18 protein-coding genes are annotated in these 19,262 nt (G+C 65.9%); 6 read left to right on the forward strand and 12 right to left on the reverse strand.

The annotated features are described in order from the left end of the window. Position 1: 1 nt before the first annotated feature. The 3 genes from ACW5DN_RS11625 to glyQ all read right to left on the reverse strand — a co-directional run bounded on the left by ACW5DN_RS11625 (position 2) and on the right by glyQ (position 4,934). The gene (locus ACW5DN_RS11625) at positions 2-1,789 is read right to left on the reverse strand and encodes an autotransporter assembly complex protein TamA (protein WP_456962815.1); all 1,788 of its coding nucleotides are present in this window, start codon (positions 1,787-1,789) and stop codon (positions 2-4) included. A gap of 62 nt (positions 1,790-1,851) precedes the next feature. Then, positions 1,852-3,954 carry a glycine--tRNA ligase subunit beta gene (glyS, locus tag ACW5DN_RS11630; protein WP_456962816.1) on the reverse strand — a complete coding sequence of 701 codons (2,103 nt, stop codon included), beginning with the start codon at positions 3,952-3,954 and terminating at the stop codon, positions 1,852-1,854. Beyond that, on the reverse strand, positions 3,954-4,934 hold the full coding sequence (gene glyQ / locus ACW5DN_RS11635; protein WP_456962817.1) for a glycine--tRNA ligase subunit alpha: 981 nt from the start codon (positions 4,932-4,934) through the stop codon (positions 3,954-3,956). The genes glyS and glyQ overlap by 1 nt, the downstream gene beginning before the upstream one ends. A 97-nt stretch (positions 4,935-5,031) precedes the next feature. Between glyQ and ACW5DN_RS11640 the strand changes: the two genes are divergently transcribed. Genes ACW5DN_RS11640 through ACW5DN_RS11650 form a run of 3 tightly spaced genes read left to right on the forward strand, consistent with a single transcriptional unit; the run spans position 5,032 to position 7,654 of the window. Beyond that, positions 5,032-5,778: a glutamine amidotransferase gene (locus tag ACW5DN_RS11640; RefSeq protein ID WP_456963061.1), complete on the forward strand. Its 747-nt coding sequence runs from the start codon at positions 5,032-5,034 to the stop codon at positions 5,776-5,778. After that, on the forward strand, positions 5,775-6,617 hold the full coding sequence (locus ACW5DN_RS11645; RefSeq protein WP_456962818.1) for a BPSS1780 family membrane protein: 843 nt from the start codon (positions 5,775-5,777) through the stop codon (positions 6,615-6,617). Before ACW5DN_RS11640 ends, ACW5DN_RS11645 begins: the two co-directional genes overlap by 4 nt. A 38-nt stretch (positions 6,618-6,655) precedes the next feature. Further along, a complete protein-coding gene (locus ACW5DN_RS11650) occupies positions 6,656-7,654 on the forward strand; it encodes a hypothetical protein (RefSeq protein ID WP_456962819.1) in 999 nt (332 codons plus the stop codon). Between the two features lie 11 nt (positions 7,655-7,665). Here the strand turns inward: ACW5DN_RS11650 and ACW5DN_RS11655 are convergent, their stop codons facing one another. The 5 genes from ACW5DN_RS11655 to ACW5DN_RS11675 form a co-directional block, all read right to left on the reverse strand. Further along, positions 7,666-8,412 carry an RDD family protein gene (locus ACW5DN_RS11655; RefSeq protein WP_456962820.1) on the reverse strand — a complete coding sequence of 249 codons (747 nt, stop codon included), beginning with the start codon at positions 8,410-8,412 and terminating at the stop codon, positions 7,666-7,668. Positions 8,413-8,414: 2 nt separating this feature from the next. Then, positions 8,415-9,182 carry a twin-arginine translocase subunit TatC gene (gene tatC / locus ACW5DN_RS11660; RefSeq protein ID WP_456962821.1) on the reverse strand — a complete coding sequence of 256 codons (768 nt, stop codon included), beginning with the start codon at positions 9,180-9,182 and terminating at the stop codon, positions 8,415-8,417. Further along, positions 9,179-9,742, reverse strand: a complete 564-nt coding sequence (gene tatB / locus ACW5DN_RS11665) for a Sec-independent protein translocase protein TatB (protein ID WP_456962823.1) — start codon at positions 9,740-9,742, stop codon at positions 9,179-9,181. The genes tatC and tatB overlap by 4 nt, the downstream gene beginning before the upstream one ends. 30 nt (positions 9,743-9,772) lie before the next feature. Beyond that, positions 9,773-10,042: a Sec-independent protein translocase subunit TatA gene (gene tatA / locus ACW5DN_RS11670; protein ID WP_456962824.1), complete on the reverse strand. Its 270-nt coding sequence runs from the start codon at positions 10,040-10,042 to the stop codon at positions 9,773-9,775. Between the two features lie 110 nt (positions 10,043-10,152). Beyond that, on the reverse strand, positions 10,153-11,043 hold the full coding sequence (locus tag ACW5DN_RS11675; protein ID WP_456962825.1) for a lipid-binding SYLF domain-containing protein: 891 nt from the start codon (positions 11,041-11,043) through the stop codon (positions 10,153-10,155). A 104-nt stretch (positions 11,044-11,147) separates the two neighbouring features. Between ACW5DN_RS11675 and hemH the strand changes: the two genes are divergently transcribed. Both hemH and ACW5DN_RS11685 read left to right on the forward strand, forming a co-directional pair. Next, positions 11,148-12,110, forward strand: coding sequence for a ferrochelatase (gene hemH / locus ACW5DN_RS11680; protein WP_456962826.1), 963 nt, complete (start codon positions 11,148-11,150; stop codon positions 12,108-12,110). A 20-nt stretch (positions 12,111-12,130) separates the two neighbouring features. Next, on the forward strand, positions 12,131-13,000 hold the full coding sequence (locus ACW5DN_RS11685) for an alpha/beta fold hydrolase (RefSeq protein ID WP_456963062.1): 870 nt from the start codon (positions 12,131-12,133) through the stop codon (positions 12,998-13,000). On the opposite strand, the gene ACW5DN_RS11690 is transcribed toward ACW5DN_RS11685, so the two are convergent. Then, positions 12,984-13,793: a M48 family metallopeptidase gene (locus ACW5DN_RS11690; protein ID WP_456962827.1), complete on the reverse strand. Its 810-nt coding sequence runs from the start codon at positions 13,791-13,793 to the stop codon at positions 12,984-12,986. The genes ACW5DN_RS11685 and ACW5DN_RS11690 overlap by 17 nt on opposite strands. An 18-nt stretch (positions 13,794-13,811) precedes the next feature. Next, a complete protein-coding gene (locus ACW5DN_RS11695) occupies positions 13,812-14,714 on the reverse strand; it encodes a recombination-associated protein RdgC (protein ID WP_456962828.1) in 903 nt (300 codons plus the stop codon). A 122-nt stretch (positions 14,715-14,836) separates the two neighbouring features. On the opposite strand from ACW5DN_RS11695, the gene ACW5DN_RS11700 reads away from it, so the two are divergent. Beyond that, positions 14,837-15,052, forward strand: a complete 216-nt coding sequence (locus ACW5DN_RS11700; protein WP_456962829.1) for a YdcH family protein — start codon at positions 14,837-14,839, stop codon at positions 15,050-15,052. Positions 15,053-15,092: 40 nt separating this feature from the next. Here the strand turns inward: ACW5DN_RS11700 and cfa are convergent, their stop codons facing one another. Beyond that, positions 15,093-16,313 (reverse strand): cyclopropane fatty acyl phospholipid synthase, encoded by a 1,221-nt coding sequence (gene cfa / locus ACW5DN_RS11705; protein WP_456962830.1) that lies wholly within the window; start codon positions 16,311-16,313, stop codon positions 15,093-15,095. A gap of 128 nt (positions 16,314-16,441) precedes the next feature. Continuing rightward, positions 16,442-19,231: a glycerol-3-phosphate 1-O-acyltransferase PlsB gene (plsB, locus tag ACW5DN_RS11710; RefSeq protein WP_456962832.1), complete on the reverse strand. Its 2,790-nt coding sequence runs from the start codon at positions 19,229-19,231 to the stop codon at positions 16,442-16,444. Positions 19,232-19,262: the final 31 nt, after the last annotated feature.

Below are 19,262 nucleotides of genomic sequence, written 5' to 3' on the forward strand. Positions count from 1 at the left end.
GCTACAGATCCGCGCCGATGCTGAGATAGATCTGGAACCCGGCGTCGGGATCGTCCAGGCCGTGGCCGATATCGACCCGGACCGGTCCGACCGGGGAGCGCCAGCGCACGCCGGCGCCGACGCCGGTGTGCCAGTCCGGCGTGCCGTCGAACGCGCTGCCGCTATCGACGAACGCCGCGGCGCCCCAGCTCTGGGTGAAGTAGTGCTCGTACTCGACGCTGGCAGTCGCCACGTTCTTCGCGCCCAGTGCGTACAGCTTGCCGTCGCTGCCCTCCACACGCGGACCGACCTCGCGCCAGGCGTAACCGCGGATGCTGCGGTCACCGCCGGCAAAGAAGCGCAGGCTTGGCGGCATTGCGACCAGGTCGTCGGTAAAGGTGTGGCCCAGTTCGCCGCGCACGATCAACCGGTCGCGATCGCCCATCCCGCGATACCAGCGCAGCGTCGCCCTGGCCTGGGAAAAGTTGGCGTCGCTGCCCACGCCTTCCAGGCCGCCGCGCACCATCAAGGTGCCGGCGAGGCCGTCGCGGGGGAAGACCAGACTGTCGGCATCGATGTATTCGGCCCGCAACGACGGATAGGTGAAGGTGGCGTAGCGGTACTCCGGGCCGGTACTGGCGTCGCCATCGTCATCGGCCAGATAGGACCAGCGCTCGCGCAACGCATGCAGAGACGCGGTGACGTTGAGATGGTTGTTGATGCGTCCGTTGCGACTGCCGACGAACTCGATCCGGCGACTGTCCATGTAGTCGGTCTGTTCGTCCGCCGCTTGCGCACTGAAGGTATACCAGCCATCCACCCACGCGAACGCGGGGATGCGGTACTGCGTGGTCAGGGTCTTGCGGCGCTGCGCGTAGTCGAGCTGGACCAGTGCCTTGTGGCCACGATCGTTGACGTAACGGCGCTCCATCCCCAGCCGCACACCCGGACCACTGTCGGTGCCATAGCTCAGGCCGGCGCTGTAAATGCTGCGTTTGGCGGGGAACAGCAGCACGTCGATGGGAACCTGGCCATCGACGGCCTGGTCGGGGTTGGGATTGATGACGACCGAGGAAAAATAATCCAGCCGTGACAGCGACTCGCGCAGCCGGTCCAGCTTGCCCTGGTGGTAATAGCTGCCGGTTTCCCAATAGACCAGATTATCGAGCAGCGAGGTGCGCAGGATGGCCTTGGGCTTTTGCTCGAACGTGATCACGCCCATGTCGTAGCGCGGACCACTGGTCCACACCAAGTCGATGTCGGCCGCGTGCTCCGCGCGGGTGACTTCAACCCGGCGACTGGCAAAGTCCGCGTCGAAATAGCCGCGCTGGCCAAGCCGTCGGCTGATGCGGGTCTTGCTGGCTTCATACACCGGGTGCTCGAACACCTCGCCAACCTCCGGCTGGAACGCGGCGATGTCTTCGGCCAGGTACCGGTCACGGTCACCGGCGCCTTCGATGGCAACATGCTCGCGTCGCACCCGTACCGGCTCCCCGGGATCGACCGCGATGGTCACCGTGGAGGTGGCGTCGCCTCGGTCGCGCTCCACGGTAATCGTCGGTGAGTAGTAGCCGAACGGCTCCAGTGCTTCACGGGTCTGGTCTTCCGCCTCGCGTACCAGATATGCCAACCGCCGGCCTGACAGATCCTTGCCGACCACGTCGACCAGCGCCACGGCGCTGCGAACGTTCTCGGTCATCGTCTCGTCCAGGCCCGTGACGATCACCTTGTCCACCTTCGCTGCGTGCGCCGGATCGCTGGCAAACAAGCACAACGCGGCGATGGGCAGGGCGAGGCGGGGAAGGCGCATGCGGGCGAGGATACCGGTAGCGTGTCAAGAATGGATTAGGACTGGCCTCAGATCGACTGGCCTCAAATCGATAGGTATTCGATTGCCGCCACGCTGCCCAGCCGGTCACTCAGACGCTTGAGCAGCGCCAGCCGGTTGTTGCGCACCTTCTCATCGTCGGCGTTGACCATCACCTGCTCGAAGAAGGCATCGACCTGCGGACGCAGCCGGGCCAGCCGGCCGAGTACGGCCACGTAATCGTCCTGCTCCAGCAGCGGGTCGGTGTCGGCGATCGCCGCGTCGACCGCTTCCGCCAACTCGCGTTCGGCCGGCTCGCAAAACAGGCTCGTGTCGACGATGTCCGGCACCGGACCTTCGACCTTCTTGAGGATGTTGCGGCTGCGCTTGTTGGCGGCGGCCAATGCGGCCGCTTCCGGCAGGGCCGCAAACGTGCCGATCGCCTTGAGGCGGCGGTCGAAGTCGAGCAGCGAGTCGTGGGCCACATGGGCCACCGCCTCGAACTGCTGCACCGAGATGCCCTGATCGGCGTAATAGCCGCGCAGGCGGTCGTAGACGAAGGCGGAGACATCAAAACTACCGATGTCCGGATGTTGCAGTGGCTGGGCGGCGATGGCGCGCTCCACCAGCTCGTGCAGCAACAGATCGTGGCCGCCTTCGAGCAAGGTGCGCGCCAGGCTCAGCGCATTGCGCCGAAGTGCGAACGGATCCTTGTTGCCGGTCGGCTTCAGGCCGGCGAGAAAGCCCCCTGCCAGGGTGTCCAGTCGTTCGGCGATGGCCAGTACCTGGCCGAGTTTCGATGGCGCAATGGCATCGCCGGAGAAACGCGGCATGTACGCCTCGTCGATCGCATGGGCGACCTCGACCGGCTCGTTCTCCACGGCCGCGTAGTAGCGTCCGGCGATGCCCTGCAGCTCGGGAAACTCGCCCACCAGCCGCGATTGCAGGTCGGCCTTGGACAACTCGGCGGCACGTCGGGCCAGGACCGGGTCGACGTCAACCTGGGAGGCGATCCATTCGGCCAATGCCGACACGCGCGTGACCTTGTCGGCGACGCTGCCCAGCTTGCCCTGATACGTCACTGCTTTCAGCCCGTCGCTCATCGACGCCAGTCCCTGCTTCATGTCCTCCACGAAGAAGAATTTGGCGTCGCTGAAGCGCGGCCGGATCACCCGCTCGTAACCCTTGCGGACTTCGGCCTCATCCTTGCTGTCGATGTTGGCAATGGCGACGAAATGCTCGCTGAGCCGGCCCTGCCCATCCAGCACCGGGAAGAACTTCTGGTGGGTTTCCATGGCCGCGATCAATGCCTCGGCCGGAACCGCGAGAAACTCCGACTCGAACCCGCAGGTGATCGCACTGGGCCATTCGACCAGGCCGTTGACCTCTTCCAGGATGCCAGGCTCGATCCGCGCCACGCCGTTGCATGCCTGCGCCGCGGCTTCGACCTGGCGCACGATGCTTTCGCGCCGCTCGTCGGCATCCACCAGCACTTTCGCGCCACGCAGCGACCCCACGTAATCGCCGGGCGTGCTGAACCAGACCGGCTTGTCATGCATGAAACGATGGCCGCGACTCATGCGATCGCTGCGCACGCCCAGCAGTTCGACCTCGACCACGTTGTTGCCCAGCAATACCACCAGCCAATGCACCGGCCGGGCGAAGCGGTAGTCGTGGTCGCCCCAGCGCATCGGCTTGGGGATCGGCATCGCCGCCAGCGCGTCGCTGATGATCGCGCCCAGCAGGTCGGCGGTCTTCGCGCCCGGCTTGACCGAGCGGTGTACGAAGCGCTCCCCTTTGTTGTCGGTGGTCTTCTCCAGCGCGGTCCACTCGACGCCGGCCTTGGCGGCAAAGCCTTGTAGTGCGCGCGTCGGCTGGCCATCGGCGTCCAGCGCGATGTTGAGGTACGGCCCCAGCACTTCGGAGGACTGCACGGGTTGCTCAACGGCCACGCCGGGCAGTAGCACCGCAAGCCGGCGCGGGGTGTACAACGGCTTGGCCTCGTCGCGCTCGAAGGCGACGCCGCGCGTGACCAGCCCGTTGATGACGCCATCGAAAAACGCTTGCGCCAGCCCGGCCAACGCCTTGACCGGCAATTCTTCGGTCCCCAGTTCGATCAGCAGCGGTTGCATCCGCACGCCCGTGTTGCCCGAGGTGATGTTGTTCATCACACGCTCTCCTTGCCGGCCTGCTGGGCGGTGGCGTTCTTCGACGAGCCCGGTTTCAACCCGGGGAACCCCAGCTTCTCGCGCTGGGCGTGATAGGCCACGGCCACCGCCTGGGAGATCTTGCGCACGCGCAGGATGTAGCGCTGGCGCTCGGTGACGCTGATCGCGCGGCGCGCATCGAGCATGTTGAAGCTGTGGCTGGCCTTCATCACCTGCTCATAGGCTGGCAGCGGCAGGTTGAGTTCGACCAGTGCCAGCGCCTCCGCCTCGCACTCGTCGAAGCGCCGGAACAGCACCTCCACGTTGGCATGCTCGAAGTTGTAGGTGCTCTGCTCGACCTCGTTCTGGTGGTAGACGTCGCGGTAGGTCACCGGGTGGCCGTCGGGGCCGTGGGTCCAGACCAGGTCGAACACGTTGTCTACGCCTTGCAGGTACATGCACAGGCGCTCCAGACCGTAGGTGATCTCGCCCAGCACCGGCCTGCATTCCATCCCGCCGGCCTGCTGGAAGTAGGTGAACTGGGTCACCTCCATGCCGTTGAGCCAGACCTCCCAGCCCAGCCCCCAGGCGCCGAGGGTCGGCGATTCCCAGTTGTCCTCGACCAGTCGCAGGTCGTGCACCAGCGGATCCACGCCGAGGGCCTTCAACGAATCGAAATACAGCTCGACGATGTTGTCGGGCGAGGGCTTCATCGCGACCTGGTACTGGTAATAACGCTGCAGCCGGTTGGGATTGTCGCCGTAGCGGCCGTCGGTCGGGCGGCGGCAGGGTTGCACGTACGCCGCGTTCCACGGCTCCGGCCCCAGCGCGCGCAGGAAGGTGGCCGGATGGAAGGTGCCGGCACCGACCTCCAAGTCCAGCGGCTGGATCAGCACGCAGCCCTGCTCGGCCCAGTACGCATTCAGGCGCTGGATCAGTTGCTGGAAGGTGGGAGGCTGGGAGGTCGTGGGCGACAAGGCGCGTGAGTCAGGCTGCGACATGCTTGAAAGGCCGTGGGGCAAAGCAAGTTAGTATACGGCCCGCTTTGCACGCGTCGTTTTTTCGCCGTTTCACTCTGGGATACCGCTGTCCGTGACCATGCCTTTCCTGATTATCGCGACCGGCCAACCGGCCGAACCCCTGCGCCGCCACGGCGATTTTGCGCACTGGATCCGGGTGGCCGCGGGCTTGCCACGCGACGGTGCGGTGGTGATAGATGTCCAGGCCGGTGACACATTGCCCAATCGCGAAGGCTTCGCCGGTGTGATCGTGACCGGGTCGGCCACGATGGTCACCGAGCGCCTGGCGTGGAGCGAGGCCACCGCGGCCTGGTTGCGCGACGCGGCGCACGCGGGCTTGCCGCTGTTTGGCATTTGCTACGGCCACCAACTGCTGGCGCACGCACTGGGCGGAGAAGTTGGCGACAACCCGGCCGGTCGCGAGGTGGGCACGGTCGAGATCGAGCTGCTGCCTGCGGCCGCGCAGGATCCGTTGTTCGCGCCGTTGCCTGCGTCGTTCGATGCACAGCTGACCCACCTGCAGGCCGTATTGCGCGCCCCCGCCGACGCCACGGTGCTGGCGCGATCGGCAGCCGACCCTTGCCAGGCCTTCCGCTGGGGCGATAACGCCTGGGGGGTCCAGTTCCATCCCGAATTCAGCGCCACCCATATGCGTGGTTATATCGATGCGCGCAAGATTGCATTGCAGCGCGAAGGGCTCGATCCACGTGCGATGCTGGCGGCGGTGGGAGCCTGCCCGCAGGCCCGACGGGTGCTGCGCCGCTTCGTCCACCACGCGCGCGGGCTGACACAGGGCGTATCTACAAGGGAGAAAACCGGGTCATGACGGATATTCGCAAGGTGCCTGCCGGTGCAGGCGCGGAATGGTTGCTGGGCGGGTTGGCGTTGTTGCGCAAGGCGCCGCTGACGCTGGGCCTGCTGGGTGTCATCTGGGGTGGCCTGTCGACCTTGGCGTCGGTCGGCGGGCAGGTCTGGCTGAGTCTGGTGTTGGCGGTGCTTGGGCCGGTCCTGTTTGCCGGCGTTGTTTACGCCACGCGCGAAGTCGACCAGGGGCGCCCGGCGTCGCCGGCCGACCTGGTGCAGGGCGTGCGTGATGGCAAGGTGCCGCAGCTGTTGGCGATGCTGCTGCCGCAGATCGCCGCGTTGGTGGTGGTGATGGTGTTGCTGGTGGCGATGGTGGGAAGCCAGGAGCTGGTGCGCCTGTCCGAGCTCATGGTCGAGCTGCAGGTCAATCCGGATCCCGCGCTGGTCGAGTCGCTGCCGCTGGGTCGGCTGTTTGGCTGGATGATTGCCGCGTTGGTGGTCGGCGTAGTCGCCGGATTCTTTACCTTCGTTGCTATTCCCGAGGTGATGTTCACCGATCGCGGCGCCTTCGCGGCGATGAAGCTGAGCTTCCGCGCCTGCCTGAGCAACCTCGGCGCGGTATTGGTGTTGTTGGTGCTGCTGGTGATAGCGATGGTCGCGCTGAGCCTGGCGTTGCAACTGGTCGGGATGGTGTTGAGCATGGCAATCGGAGCAATGGCGTCGATGTTCGTGGTTCAGCTGCTGCTGATGGCGATCCTGCTGCCGGTGATGGGCGGGGTGGCCTATCTCGCGTGGCGACAGATGATCGGTGACGCACCGACGGCGCCAGTGGTGTCGACGGCAGGCGGTTTCGAGGCCTGATCGGTCGCAAGGTTATGACGGGCATGCAGTAACTGAGCATGCAGTGGCGGCGCAGTCCTCGGGGGAGGACGGCCGTCACGGGGAGCGCCGGCAAAACAACAACACCAACAGGGGATAGGGAAATGACGATACGTGCAATGAATGCAATGGCCGGCTTTGACTGGCTGAAACGCGGCATCAATCTGGGCCGCAACAATCCCGTCGCGGTGTTCGGCGGCGCAGCGCTGTTGCTGGTGGCGATGCTCGTGGCCACAGTGGTGGCGACGCTGGCGGCCGGCGCGATGGGCGCCATACTAAGAGACAACCTCGCCGGTATGATCATCATTGGCATGCTCTTGGGCGTGCTGGTCCTGGTGGTGATAGGCATGTTGATGGTCGGCTACTGGCGGCTGATCGACGCGGCCGAAAACGGACGTCCCGCTCGCGTGGTCGATGTGTTTTCCGGCCTCGGCGACATGGCGACCTCGCTGCGCCTGATCGGCTTGCTGGTGCTGATTGCCATCGTGCAGAACGTCATCATGGCCGGCTTGTTGTCGGTGTTCGCCGGCGGCGTCATGACCTGGTACCTGCAGATGATGCAACCGCAGGCGTTCGCCGATCCAGCGGCAATGATGGCCAGCCTGCCGTCGGGGCTCGGCGTTGCCTACCTGGTGATGGTGGTGGTCGGCATGTTGTTTTTCGCCGTCCAGTCGGTCGCGATCGGCCAGATCAGCTTGCGCGGGCGCGGTGTTTTTGGCGCGTTCGGTGATGGCGTCGCCGGTTCGCTCAAGAACGTCTTGCCGCTGCTGGTGTTGTTCGTCAGCTACGTGGTGGCGATGATCGTGCTTGCCATCATCATGTTCATCGTGGGGCTGGTGGTGAGCTTGATGGGAAAATTTCTGGGCATGTGGATCACCATGCTGATCGGCATTCCGCTGTATTTGCTGCTCCTGTTGGCCGTGTGTGTCGTCGTGTTTGGCGTGATGTACCACCTGTGGCATGACGTTTGTGATGGCGGCAGCGATGAAGACATCCCCGCCGAGGCGCTCACCGCCTGATCGGATCCGCGTCAGAGCAGTGCCTGTTCCAGCGCAGCGCGCATCACCGCCATCGCCGCAGTCATGCCCCATAGCGTCAGTGCGATGGCGGCGATCGCGAGTACTCCAAGCCAGACCCAGGCCCAGGTTGGCAGTCTGTCGCCTGGGCCACCGGTTGCCACCGCTCGGGGCGTCGCCATTGGGGCGGTTACGACCCGTGTCGCGCTGATGCGGTCGTGCAAGGCCAAGTGCCGCGGCGCCAATGCCGCCATCAGGTGACCGACGTTCAATGTCGCCCAGGACAGGCTGCCCGCAAGGTGACGGTTGAGGGCGCGGCCCGGTGTCAATGCTTGGCCCCCCAGGTCGACGACCTGTAAACCAAGCAGTCGCTGGCCCGGTGTCGCTCGTCGGTGCGAGCCCTCGCAGGCGACGTGATAACCGCCACCAAGCAAGGCGATCGCGAGTAGCAGCGGCCATGTCAGCGACCACAACGTCGACTGCAGGCTCAGGCTCGCCTCATGCAACGCCGGGTTGTGCAGCATTGCCGCCGCCAGTTGCGGCAGGGGAACGTAATCAATGATCGCATCGGCCATGGCTTGGCTTGCCGCCTGCAACAAGCCGGTCACCTGAGACGGCACGGCATGCGCCGGGGCCGAGATGACCGGCCAGGCCAGCAGCAGGGCCAGCGGCGCGATCAGTGCCATATCGATTGACCATGCCGCGGCACGCTGCCAGAACCCCGCGGGAGTCAGCAGTCGGCCGTCGGGATGCGCGGTCACACCTACTCTTCCGGGGCGGCCACGTCGGGTGGGGCCAGCCACCGCGATGCGACGATGCCGACCTCATACAACAGGCACATCGGGATCGCCAGCATCAGTTGCGACACCACGTCCGGTGGGGTGATCACCGCGGCGATGACGAAGATGCCCACCACCGCGTAACCGCGTGATTCGCGCAACTGCTGCGGGGTGACCCAGCCCAGCAGCGTCGCGATCACCAGCGCCACCGGCAACTCGAAACTGGCGCCGAAGGCCAGGAATATCACCAGCACGAAATCCAGGTAGGCGCTGATGTCGGTCATCATGGCCACGCCATCGGGCGCGATCCTGGTCAGGAAGCCGAATACCATCGGCAAGACCAGGAAGAACGCGAACGCGCAACCGGCGTAGAAAAGCATGACGGCCGAAGCGAGCAGCGGAATGGCGAGGCGCTTCTCACGCTGGTACAGGCCCGGTGCGACGAACGCCCACGCCTGGTAAAGCAGCCAGGGCATCGACACCATCACGGCGGCAAAGAAGGCCAGCTTCACCGGGGTGAAAAACGGACTGGCGACTTCCACCGCGATCAGCTGGCCGCCCGCAGGCAACTTCTCCAGCAGCGGCGCGGCGAGCAGGGCGTAGAGGTCATTACCGAACGGCAGCATCACCACCAGCACCACGACCAGTCCGATCACTGCGCGCATCAGCCGTGAGCGCAGTTCGATCAGGTGATCGAGCAGGCGGGGGTCGTTGCCCGGCTCGGCATCAGGTGGCTCGTTCGGGGTAGTCATGGGCGCGACGACGGCGGGTCGCGAACCGGCTTGTCAGGCGATGGTGGGTCGCGCCGGACAGGGTCAGGATCGACAGGGTCGGGTTCACGCCGTGCCGGGGCAGCTGGACCGGGTTCCCGGGACTCGGGCTCGGCCGGCTCATCGCGCTGCGGACCGGGTTCGCCGGGAAATGGTTCATCGTGTGTCTGGTCGCCGCCGGGCGCGGGCTGCCCGGATTCGTGCGACTCGTGGTCGGCGCTGGGTTGGGCCTGGGTGGCCTGGGTCCATTCACGCTCGGCAATATCGCGGCCGTGTTGCAGGTCGCGTCGCAGGCCCTCGCCGCTGGCCTGCAACTGGTCGCGGGCATCGCGCAATTCGTCCTGGGTCTTGCGCAGGCTGCTCTTGAGTTCCTCGTCTGCCAACTCTCTTTCCAGTTCGGACTTCACCGAGTACCACTGCGCGCGGGCGCGTCGCACCCACAGTCCGGCAAATCGCGCGGCGCGTGGCAGGCGCTCCGGACCCAGTACCAGCAACGCCACGATCGCCGCCAGGAAAAGCTCGGAAAAGCCGATGTCGAACATGCCGGTAGCCGGAGACGCGGATGCCCGCGCTCAGCGCGGGGTGTTCTCGTCGTCGTGCGCGGCTTCCTTGTTGCGCGAAGGCGTCTCGTTGTCGGCGCTGTCGCGACGAGCCGCATCCGACAATTGCGCCGGCGGCTGGTCCTTGCGTGCGGTGTCGTCGTCCGCGTCGTGGATTCCCTGCTTGAAGCCCTTGACCGCCTCACCCACGTCCTTGCCCACGTTCTTCAGGCGCTTGGTTCCAAACACCAGTACCACGATCACCAGCACGACCAGCCAGTGCCAAATACTCAAACTGCCCATCGGATCTCTCGCTGGAAGTGGGGATGCAGGATAGCGCAGCCAGCGTAACCGAATGGCATCGCGATATTGGCCAGTGCCTCAGCCAATGGCCAGTCGCCGGCTGGCAACCACTACTCGATCGGAGGCAGTGGCTCGGTCCGGATGGGCGGCGCGGTGGGGCTGTCCACGGTCTGGAACGGCTGCGGCTGGTTTGTGGGCGCGTTTACCGGCGCGTTCACTGGAGTATTGACGGGTGTATTGACCGGCGGCGGTGTGTATTGCGGGGCTGCAGTCGCGGCGGCCGCCGGTGCGGGCGTATCGCCCTGTCGCGCGCTACGCGCCGCTGCCGTGGCTTCTTCCAACTGGTCGCGGAAACTCACGATGGCGTCGGATGGACGCGCCTCGGCGCGGCCTTCGAAGATCATCCGTGGCGTAGTGCCCGGGCCGTAGGCGGCAACATTGGCGTCGTCGTCGATGCTCACTACCCCCCCGTCCAGCGCGACGCCCGCAAACAGGCCACGGGCGCGTGACCACGACCAGATCTCCGCCTTCAACTTGCCGTCGGTGGCCAGGCTGGTGGTTCGCCCGATCGGCCCGGCGGCGATGCTGGCATCCGCGCCCAAGGTGATCTTGCCGTTGACGATGGAGTCCACGCCACGCTGGCTGGTGAAGACCATTACCACGTCGGAGGACTGCACGCCGGCCTGGAAGCCGATGCTGCCACCGGTCAACTTGACGAAGGCGGGATTGGACCAGGTGCCTTGCGGCGTCTTTACCGAGACCAGACCGTGACCGCGGCGACCGCCGATGACCAGACCGATCTTGAGCGTGTCGGGCACGACCACGATCGCCTTGGCCTCGTCGAACAGGATGTCCGGAATGCTTGACTCGGGGATGGCCTGGATTTCATTGAGTACGCGCAACGCATTGCGTGCACGCTCGTCCTCGGCAACACCCGCCATGGCAGGGGCGGCCAAACCAAACGTGAGCAAGGCGATGGCGAGTCGGGGCAGGATTGGCATGGGCAACTCCGGGGACGTGGATGCAAGCGGTGCGCAACGAATCATAATGGGTGCGCTGCAATTGACCGCGACGCGCGAATGGAGTTCAGGCTAATGAGAAGGCGATGAATAAGGTAGGAACCGACACGGCACTGGTACTGGTCAACCTGGGCACACCGGCCGCGCCCACCGCTGCGGCGATCCGTCGTTACCTGGGGGAGTTCCTCGGCGATCGGCGGGTGGTTTCGCTGCCCCGGTGGTTCTGGCTGCCCTTGTTGCACGGGCTGATCCTGCCGCTGCGTGCACCAAAGGTGGCGCCCAAGTACGCCAGTGTGTGGATGGCCGAGGGCTCGCCGCTTGCCGTGCATACCCGGCGCCTGGCTGAAGCGGTTGAGCGCGAAATGCCCGGGGTCCGCGTGATCGATGCGATGCGCTACGGCGAGCCCTCGCTGGTGCAGGTGTTGCAGCGACTGCGGTCGGAGGGGATCAAGCGCGCGCTGGTTCTGCCGTTGTATCCGCAGTATTCGACCACTACCACCGCGTCGGTGGGCGACGTGGTTGCGCGCGCCGGATCGCTGCCGTTGCGCATGGTCCAGGACTATCACCTGGATGCGGGTTGGGTCGATGCCGTGGCCAGCTCGATCCGCGCCCACCGCGACCAACATGGTGCCAGCGAGTTCCTGCTGTTTTCCTTTCATGGCTTGCCGCAACGCCTGGTCGACGCGGGTGACCCATACCAGCGTCAATGCGAAGCCGGTGCCCAGGCGATCGCGGCGGCCCTGGGGCTGGATGAGGCGCAATGGGGCGTCAGCTACCAATCGCGGTTCGGCCGTGAGCGCTGGTTGGAGCCGGCTACCGCCAACACGCTGGTCGCGTTGGCCGACCGTGGCGTACGCACGGTGGACATCGTGGCGCCGGGATTCGCGGCCGACTGCCTGGAAACCCTGGAGGAGATTGCAATCATGCTGGCCGAGGACTTCGCCGCGTGCGGTGGCCAGCTGCGCTACATCCCGTGCCTGAACGACAATCCGGCACACGCTGCGGCATTGGCGGCAATCGCACGACGCGAGTTGCAGGCATGGGTTTGAGCAGCGTCGATGCGCACGGCATGCGCGAGATCAACCTCGACACGTCGCTGGGCCGGTTTGCCGGCTTGCGCAATGCTGCGCCGGGCGCGCCGCGGGTATTGGCTTTGCACGGCTGGCTGGATAACGCTGCCAGCTTCGTGCCGTTGCACCCGTGCCTGGACGGGATCGACCTGGTCGCGCTGGATATGCCTGGCCATGGTGCCAGCGGACACCTGCCAGCGGCTGCCGAGTACACCGTGGTCAATACCGCCCGGGTGGTTTTCGCCGCGGCCGATGCGATGGGTTGGGAGCGGTTCTCGCTGCTTGGCCACTCGCTGGGCGGCGCCGTGGCCAGCGTGATGGCCGCCGCTGCAGCGGAGCGGATCGAGCGGCTGTGCACGATCGAGTCGCTGGGCGCGCTGGCCGAGCAGGACAACGAGGACGAGGAGGCCGTGATTCGCCTGCATCGATCCTTTTCGCAGCGGTCTGCCGAGCGAAAGCCGTTGCGGGTGTTTGCCGACCCGGCGGCTGCGGTGCGCGCCCGGATGATGGCTGGCGGAATCAGCGAAGCCGCGGCGAGCCTGCTGGTCGCCCGCGGCCTGGCGCCCGCCCGCGGCGAGAACCGGGCGCGCGGCTTCAGTTGGCGCAGTGATCCGCGCCTGACCCGTCCCACCGCGGTACGACTGAGCGAAGCGCAGGTGCGTAGCCAGTTGGCGGCAATCACCTGCCCGGTCAGGGTGATCTATGCCGAGCCGGCCCAGGTTTACTTCCCGGAGACACTGCGCCGCGCGCGTTTTGATTGCCTGGTGGATGCGGATCTGGTGGTGTTGCAGGGAGGCCACCATGTGCACATGGAAGCGCCTGCGGAGGTCGCCACGGCCATTGGTGATTTTTTCAGTGCTGCCCGTTGAGCAACGCCCGCAAGGTCGCCTTGAGTCGGCGGCCCTCGCTTTTCAGGTAATCCCGATCCTCCCGCCACGCCGGGAAACGCGTCTCGACTTCAGTCCAAAAAGCAGCGGAGTGGTTGGCCTGGAGCAGATGGCACAGCTCGTGGACCAGCACATACTCAAACGCCGAAGGGCGCGCCAGCACCAGTGACAGATCCAGCGCCACGGTGCCGTCGGGCGCCAACGAACCCCACTGCGATGACATCTGCTTGAACCGGAATTGCCGCGGCGGCCGTGGCAGTCCGGCCTGGTACGCCGGCAGCCAACGACCAATGTCGGCACGCGCCTGACCTTCGTAGAAGTCACGCAGCGCGCGGGCGATCGCAGACGGACCAGCGCGGGCAGGCAGGCTGATGACCAGGCCGGTGCCACGGTCGTCGGCATCCTCACCGTCATGCTGAAGCCGGGTGTGACGCCCGGTTTGCCAGCGCAGGGGAAGCATCCGGCCTCGCAGTGGCAAGGCCGTGGTCTGCAATCGATCCACCGCCGTCGGTACGTCCACGGCGTGGTGGTCGACCTGTGTCGCCAACCAATCGGCGTGCTCGCGGCTGAAGCGCTCGCCGCTGGCCAGGCTGGCGCGCAGCGGCAAGGTCAAGCGTGGGCCGCGCTCGTCAACGGACAGCTTGATCCGCCGCGCGCGCGGGTCGCGGAACCGTTGCACCACCAACACCCGGCCATCCGCCAGTATCAACTCGAACGCGTCGCGCTCCACCGATCGGGGTTTACGGGCCAGCGGGCGGAACGGATTGGGGCTCACGGCGGCTCCGGTGACGGACTATTCCGACTTGCTGATCTTGAACGCGGCTTCCAGCACCACGAACAATCGCTTGACCTCCGCGCTCATCAGCGCGAAGCGCGCATCCAGCTCGGCACGCACGTCATCACTGTCGGTGGACTCGAGCTGGTCGACGGCGCCGTCCAGCAGCTTGAACTTGCGTACCACCAGGTCCTCGCCGAGTACGAACGAGACGTGGTCATCCAGGGTCAGCGCCAGCCGGGTGACCTGCTTGCCGGTCTCCAGGTGCTTGGCGATCTCGTCGTTGTCCAGCTCCATGCGCTGCACCTTGACCACCGCGCCGTGATCGGCCGGATCGCGCAGTTCGCATTCGTCGCCGATGCTCAGGCCATCGGGCAATGGCTCGCCGGCAACCCAGCCGGTCAGGATCGAGCGTGGAGCGACTTCGGCGCTCAGCGGCAAGGCCGGGAAGCTGCCCAACGCGCGGCGGATCTCGCTGCAGACGTTCTCCGCGCTCTTGCGGCTTGAGGTGTCGATCACCACGATGCCGTGTTCCAGGTCGAGCAGCGCATCGGTGCGGCTGGGCTTGATGAACGCCCGCGGCATCAGCTCGGTGATCAGCTCGTCCTTGATCCGCTTGCGGGTGCGCCCGCCAGGCTTGCGGCCTTCAGTCTGTTCGATCTGGGCCAGCTTGCGCGCCAGCATGTCGTTGACCACCGAGCCGGGCAGCAATCGATCCTCGCCACCCATGGTCAGCCACAGCGCATCCCCCAGCCGATGCGACAGCTCCTCGGCATCACGGCCGAACGGCGAGATGAAGCCGCGCGAGGACAACTCCAGCGCGCCAACCGGCTTGAGCTGGCATTCCTGCAGGCCGGCATCGAGATCGTCGAGTTTGGTGCTGGGGGGAAAGCGGAACAGGGTCAGGTTGCGGAAGAACATTCGATATCCGGGAAAGAGGCAGCGGTCGTGCGGACTGGCCATTCTACCGGCCGCGGCCCGCGTTGCCCGTGCTTCGGTAGGCAAGTGTCGTGTCGCTTGCGCGGCCGCGCTATTGTGCAGGGATGAACGACAGCGACGATCCAGCTGACATCGAACGACGCCTGGTGCAGCTGCGCCAGGAACACCGTGAGCTTGATGCCGAGATCGCCCGGCTGGTCTCGTCTGGGCCGGACGCAGCCAACGAGCTGGCCTTGAAACGGCTGAAGAAGCACAAGTTGTGGCTGAAGGATTGCATCGCGCGCCTGCAAAGCGCTTTGATCCCCGACTGGCCTGCGTGAGCCTGGCATCCCGCGCTCGTGAAAGCCGCCCGGCGCTGGATCAGCCCGGGCGCTGGTAACCCCCGGTAACGCCATTCTTCGACAGCACCCATTGCCATAGCTGCAACTCGCGGGCGCGGAATGCACCGGCGCACGAGAGCAGGTAATAGCGCCACTTGCGGCGGAACGTCTCGCCCAGCTCGTCGGAAAACTGCGGCCAGGCCGCTTCGAAGTTGGCATGCCAGGCCATCAGGGTGGGGTCGTAATCGGCACCGAAATTGTGCAGATCCTCGGCGACGAAAAGCCCATCGATCGCGTCACCGACCTGGCCGATCGACGGCGTCTCGCCGTTGGGGAAGATGTGCTTGTCAATCCACCGGTCGGGCACCGAGTCGCGCTGGTTTTTGCCGATGGTGTGCAGCAGGAACAGGCCGTCGTCGGCCAGGCAACGCTCGGCAACCTCCATGTACTCGCGGTGGTTCTTGTGGCCGACGTGCTCGAACATGCCGACGCTGACGATGCGGTCGACCGGCCCACCGAGGGCGTCCTGGTCAAGCTCGCGATAATCCTGCAGGAGGAACTCCAGCGGCAACCCCGTGTAACGCTGCTGGCTGTATCGGGCTTGTTCCTTCGAGACCGTCACCCCGATGCAGTGGGCGCCGTAATGTTCCGCGGCGTAACCCATGAAGCTGCCCCAGCCGCAACCGATGTCGAGCACGCGCATGCCCGGCTTCAGGCCCAGCTTGCGACAGATCAGGTCCAGCTTGGCGACCTGGGCCTGGGCCAGGGTGTCGGCGTCCCGCCAGTAACCACAGGAGTAGACCATGAGCGGGTCGAGCATCGCTTCATAGAAGCGGTTGCCCAGGTCGTAATGGGTCTTGCCGACCTGCCATGCGCGGGTGCGGTTCTGGCGGTTGAACATACGCACCTGCAATGCGTGCCAGGCAATGCGCGCCGGTGCCACCTCGCGTTCGAGATGGGCCCGCAACAGACGGTCGAAGAAGCCGTCCAACTGGTTGCAGTCCCAAGCGCCGGCCATGTAGGCCTCGCCGAGGCCGAGGTTGCCCTCTGCCAGGGCACGTTCCAGAGCGGCCGGATCGTGCAGTTGCATGTCCCAGGGACGATCGCCGTTGATGCGGATGTCGGCCTTGCCGAGCAGGCCGGCCACCAGCTGTTGCGGAGCATTGGCAAGTGGCGGTGGCGGGTCGGGTGACTGGCCGCTACCAGGCGCGTCCGGTAAGACGGTGTCAGCAGCAGTGGCGGCGGGTGGCGGTTGAGCCATTGCGCAGTCCTCGAGCTGTGGTCGCGGCGACCGGCCCGAAGCCGGCATACATCATCACGGCCGGCCCGCGACGGATCCGGCGGCGCTATTCATCCTACCTCTACCATGAACCGGCCGCAGCACGCTGGTCAGGGGTTGGTGGGAAGCGCATCCGGGTCGGGTTTGGCGGCCTCCGGACTGACCTTCTCGATACTGTGGCGAAGCTCCCGGCCGAGGATGAACTTGGCATCGCGCGCCCAGGTTTCCAGCAGTTGGTCGAACACCAGCTTGGCGTTCTCGTCGAGCCGGACCAGCTTGATCTCGCGCAGCTTCTGGATGAAGCCGCGGAACAGGGTCTTGTCGAAGAACTCCGGCGCGGCCGGGGCGTAGAGCAGGCTGAGCCGTTGGGCGGCAAGCTGGCACAGGCTTTCCAGCTGCCCGGTGGACAGGGTGCCGCTGCCGTTCTTCACCAGCACCGAGATGGTGATGTAGTAGCGCTCGAACGCCTGCTGCAGGGAGTGGCCGATCGCGCGCAGCCGGAACACCTCGTCGCTCTGGCCGGCATTGCGGGCCAGGATGCCGCCGTCCTCGTCATTGACACGCTCCAGCAGCCCCTCACGCACGAAGATGTCGATGGTGCCGGTGAGGCGTTGCACGAACTCGTCCTCGCTCCACGGCAGGAACAACTCTGTCTGCAGGAACGGGTACACGCTGCGGCCCAGCCGCAACACGCTGTCCTGGGCCATGCGACGGTTGTTCTGGAAGCAGCAGGCAATCCATGAGGCCGCAGTGAACAGATGCAGCACGTTGTTGCGGAAATAGCTCAGCAACACCGACTGGTCGCCGCCGACCTGCAACACGTCGCCCAGTGGGTGGGCGGTGCGGGTCAGTACGCCGATGTCTTCGGCGTGGGCGATGATCTGCGCCGGTGTGTGCGGAGTCACGGTGACCCGGTCCGAGTACGGCAGCTCGGCCAGCAACGTGGTCGACAGCGCGATCTGGGCCAGCAGGTCGGCCTCGCCCATGGCGTGCTTGGGCGTCGACAGTAGCGCCAGTGCGAGCAGGTTGATCGGGTTGACGTCGGCCGCGCGGTTGACGTTGACCTGGATGCGCCGGGCCAGCGACTCGACCGTTCCCGACAGCCAGGCCGGCTTCTCGTCATCGCCCAGCGCCTTGCCTTGCCAGTCCGGCGCATGCTCGGCGAGCACGTCATCGAGCTTGATCGGCTCGCCGAAGTTGACCACCACCTGGCCGTAGTTGGAGCGCAGTACCTTCGGGATGCCGGCCAGCAGTTGCCAGATCGACTCGCCCTTCTTCTGCTTGCCCGACAACTCGTCCAGGTAGCTGTTGCCCTCCATCAGCTTCTCGTAGCCGATGTAGACCGGCTGGAACAATACCGGGCGGGTCGGCTGGCGCAGGAACGCGCGCACCGTCATCGACACCATGCCGCCCTTGGGTGGCAGCAGCCGGCCGGTACGCGAGCGGCCGCCTTCGACGAAGTACTCGATCGAATAGCCACCGGAGACCAGCTTGGCGACGTACTCGCTGAGCACGGTCGAATACAGCATGCTGCCGCGGATGCTGCGGCGGATGAAGAACGCGCCACCCTTGCGCAGCAACGTGCCGATGACCGGCAGGTTGAGGTTGATGCCGGCGACGATGTGCGGCGGCACGATGCCACGGGTGTACAGCAGGTAGCTCAGCAGCAGGTAATCCATGTGGCTGCGATGGCAGGGCACGTAGATGACCTCGTGCCCCGGCGCGGCCTGCTTGAGCTTGTCCAGGTGATGGACCAGCACGCCGCGGTAGATCCGGTTCCAGACCAGGGTCAGCAGGAAGCTGGCCGAGCGCACCACCGGGTGGGAATAGTCGGCGGCGATTTCGTAGGCGTAGCCGTGGGCCTTCTTCCACGCCTCCGCGGTGCTGGAATTGTCGCGTCGTGCCTGGTCGGCGATGGCGTCCTTGACCGAGTCGGTGGCCAGCACCTTGTCGACCAACAGGCGTCGGGTCGACAGATCCGGGCCAATGACCGCGGCGCGGATGCGGCGGAAATGGGTGCGTAGCACGCGTGAGAGCTTGCGCACCGTGCGTTCCGGCGGCAGGTTCTCGGCAATGATCCCGCGCAGGCTGATCGGTGGCGCGAACCTCACCGTGGTGGCGCGGCCGTTGAGCAGGATCGCCAGCAAGCGGCGGAAGCGGCCGACCAATGCCCAGTTCTCCGAGAACAGGACCGAAAACCAGCCGCTGGTCTTGTCCGGTGCGCGGCCGACGAAGATCGATACCGGCACCAGCAGGACGTCGAGCGTGGGGTCATCGCGGTGGGCTTTCAGCAGCCGTGCCAGCGATTCGGAGTGGCTTTTGGATGATGGCGGTGCGCTACCCAGCGACTGCTGCAGGGGTGCCAGCGTGCTGGCGTTGCGCCGCGACAGCGCGACATACGCGCGTTTGCGTCCCAGTGGGTCACCGGGCAACGGTTGCAGCGGTGAAGGCAGGCCGCTGTCTTGACACGCCCGCTCCAGGATCAGGGCATTGGACAGCCCGTAATGCTCGATCACATAGCAGATGGGATGCTCACCCAGCCCGGCCGCATGGGCCGCCGGCTCTTTGGGTTCAATCGTCAGCGCTATCCATGGCGCCAACAGGCGGCCCAGCAGGCGCGCCCACCAGGGTCGCCCCGAGTCTTGTGAGCGCTCCGAGGCGAGACCTGCGGCCGTTGTCTTGTCCGTGACCGGCTCGGCTTCATCGCCCAGGGTCGACCCTGGCTCGAAGCTGGACAGCGACTGGTCGCGCGCGCGATCCGCCACCGGCGGGGTGGGGTGGGCCGCATCGCCGGACGACCCCGGCAAGTCCGGATGGCCCGCCGTCGCTTTCGCGGCGGGGTCCGTATTGGCATCGTCGCCAGGAAACTGCAGGGGTGTCTGTTTTGGCATCGGCGCCATTATGCCGGTTCGCTCGCGGTGGATAGGCGGC

This window comes from Lysobacter sp. A289 (assembly GCF_054072675.1).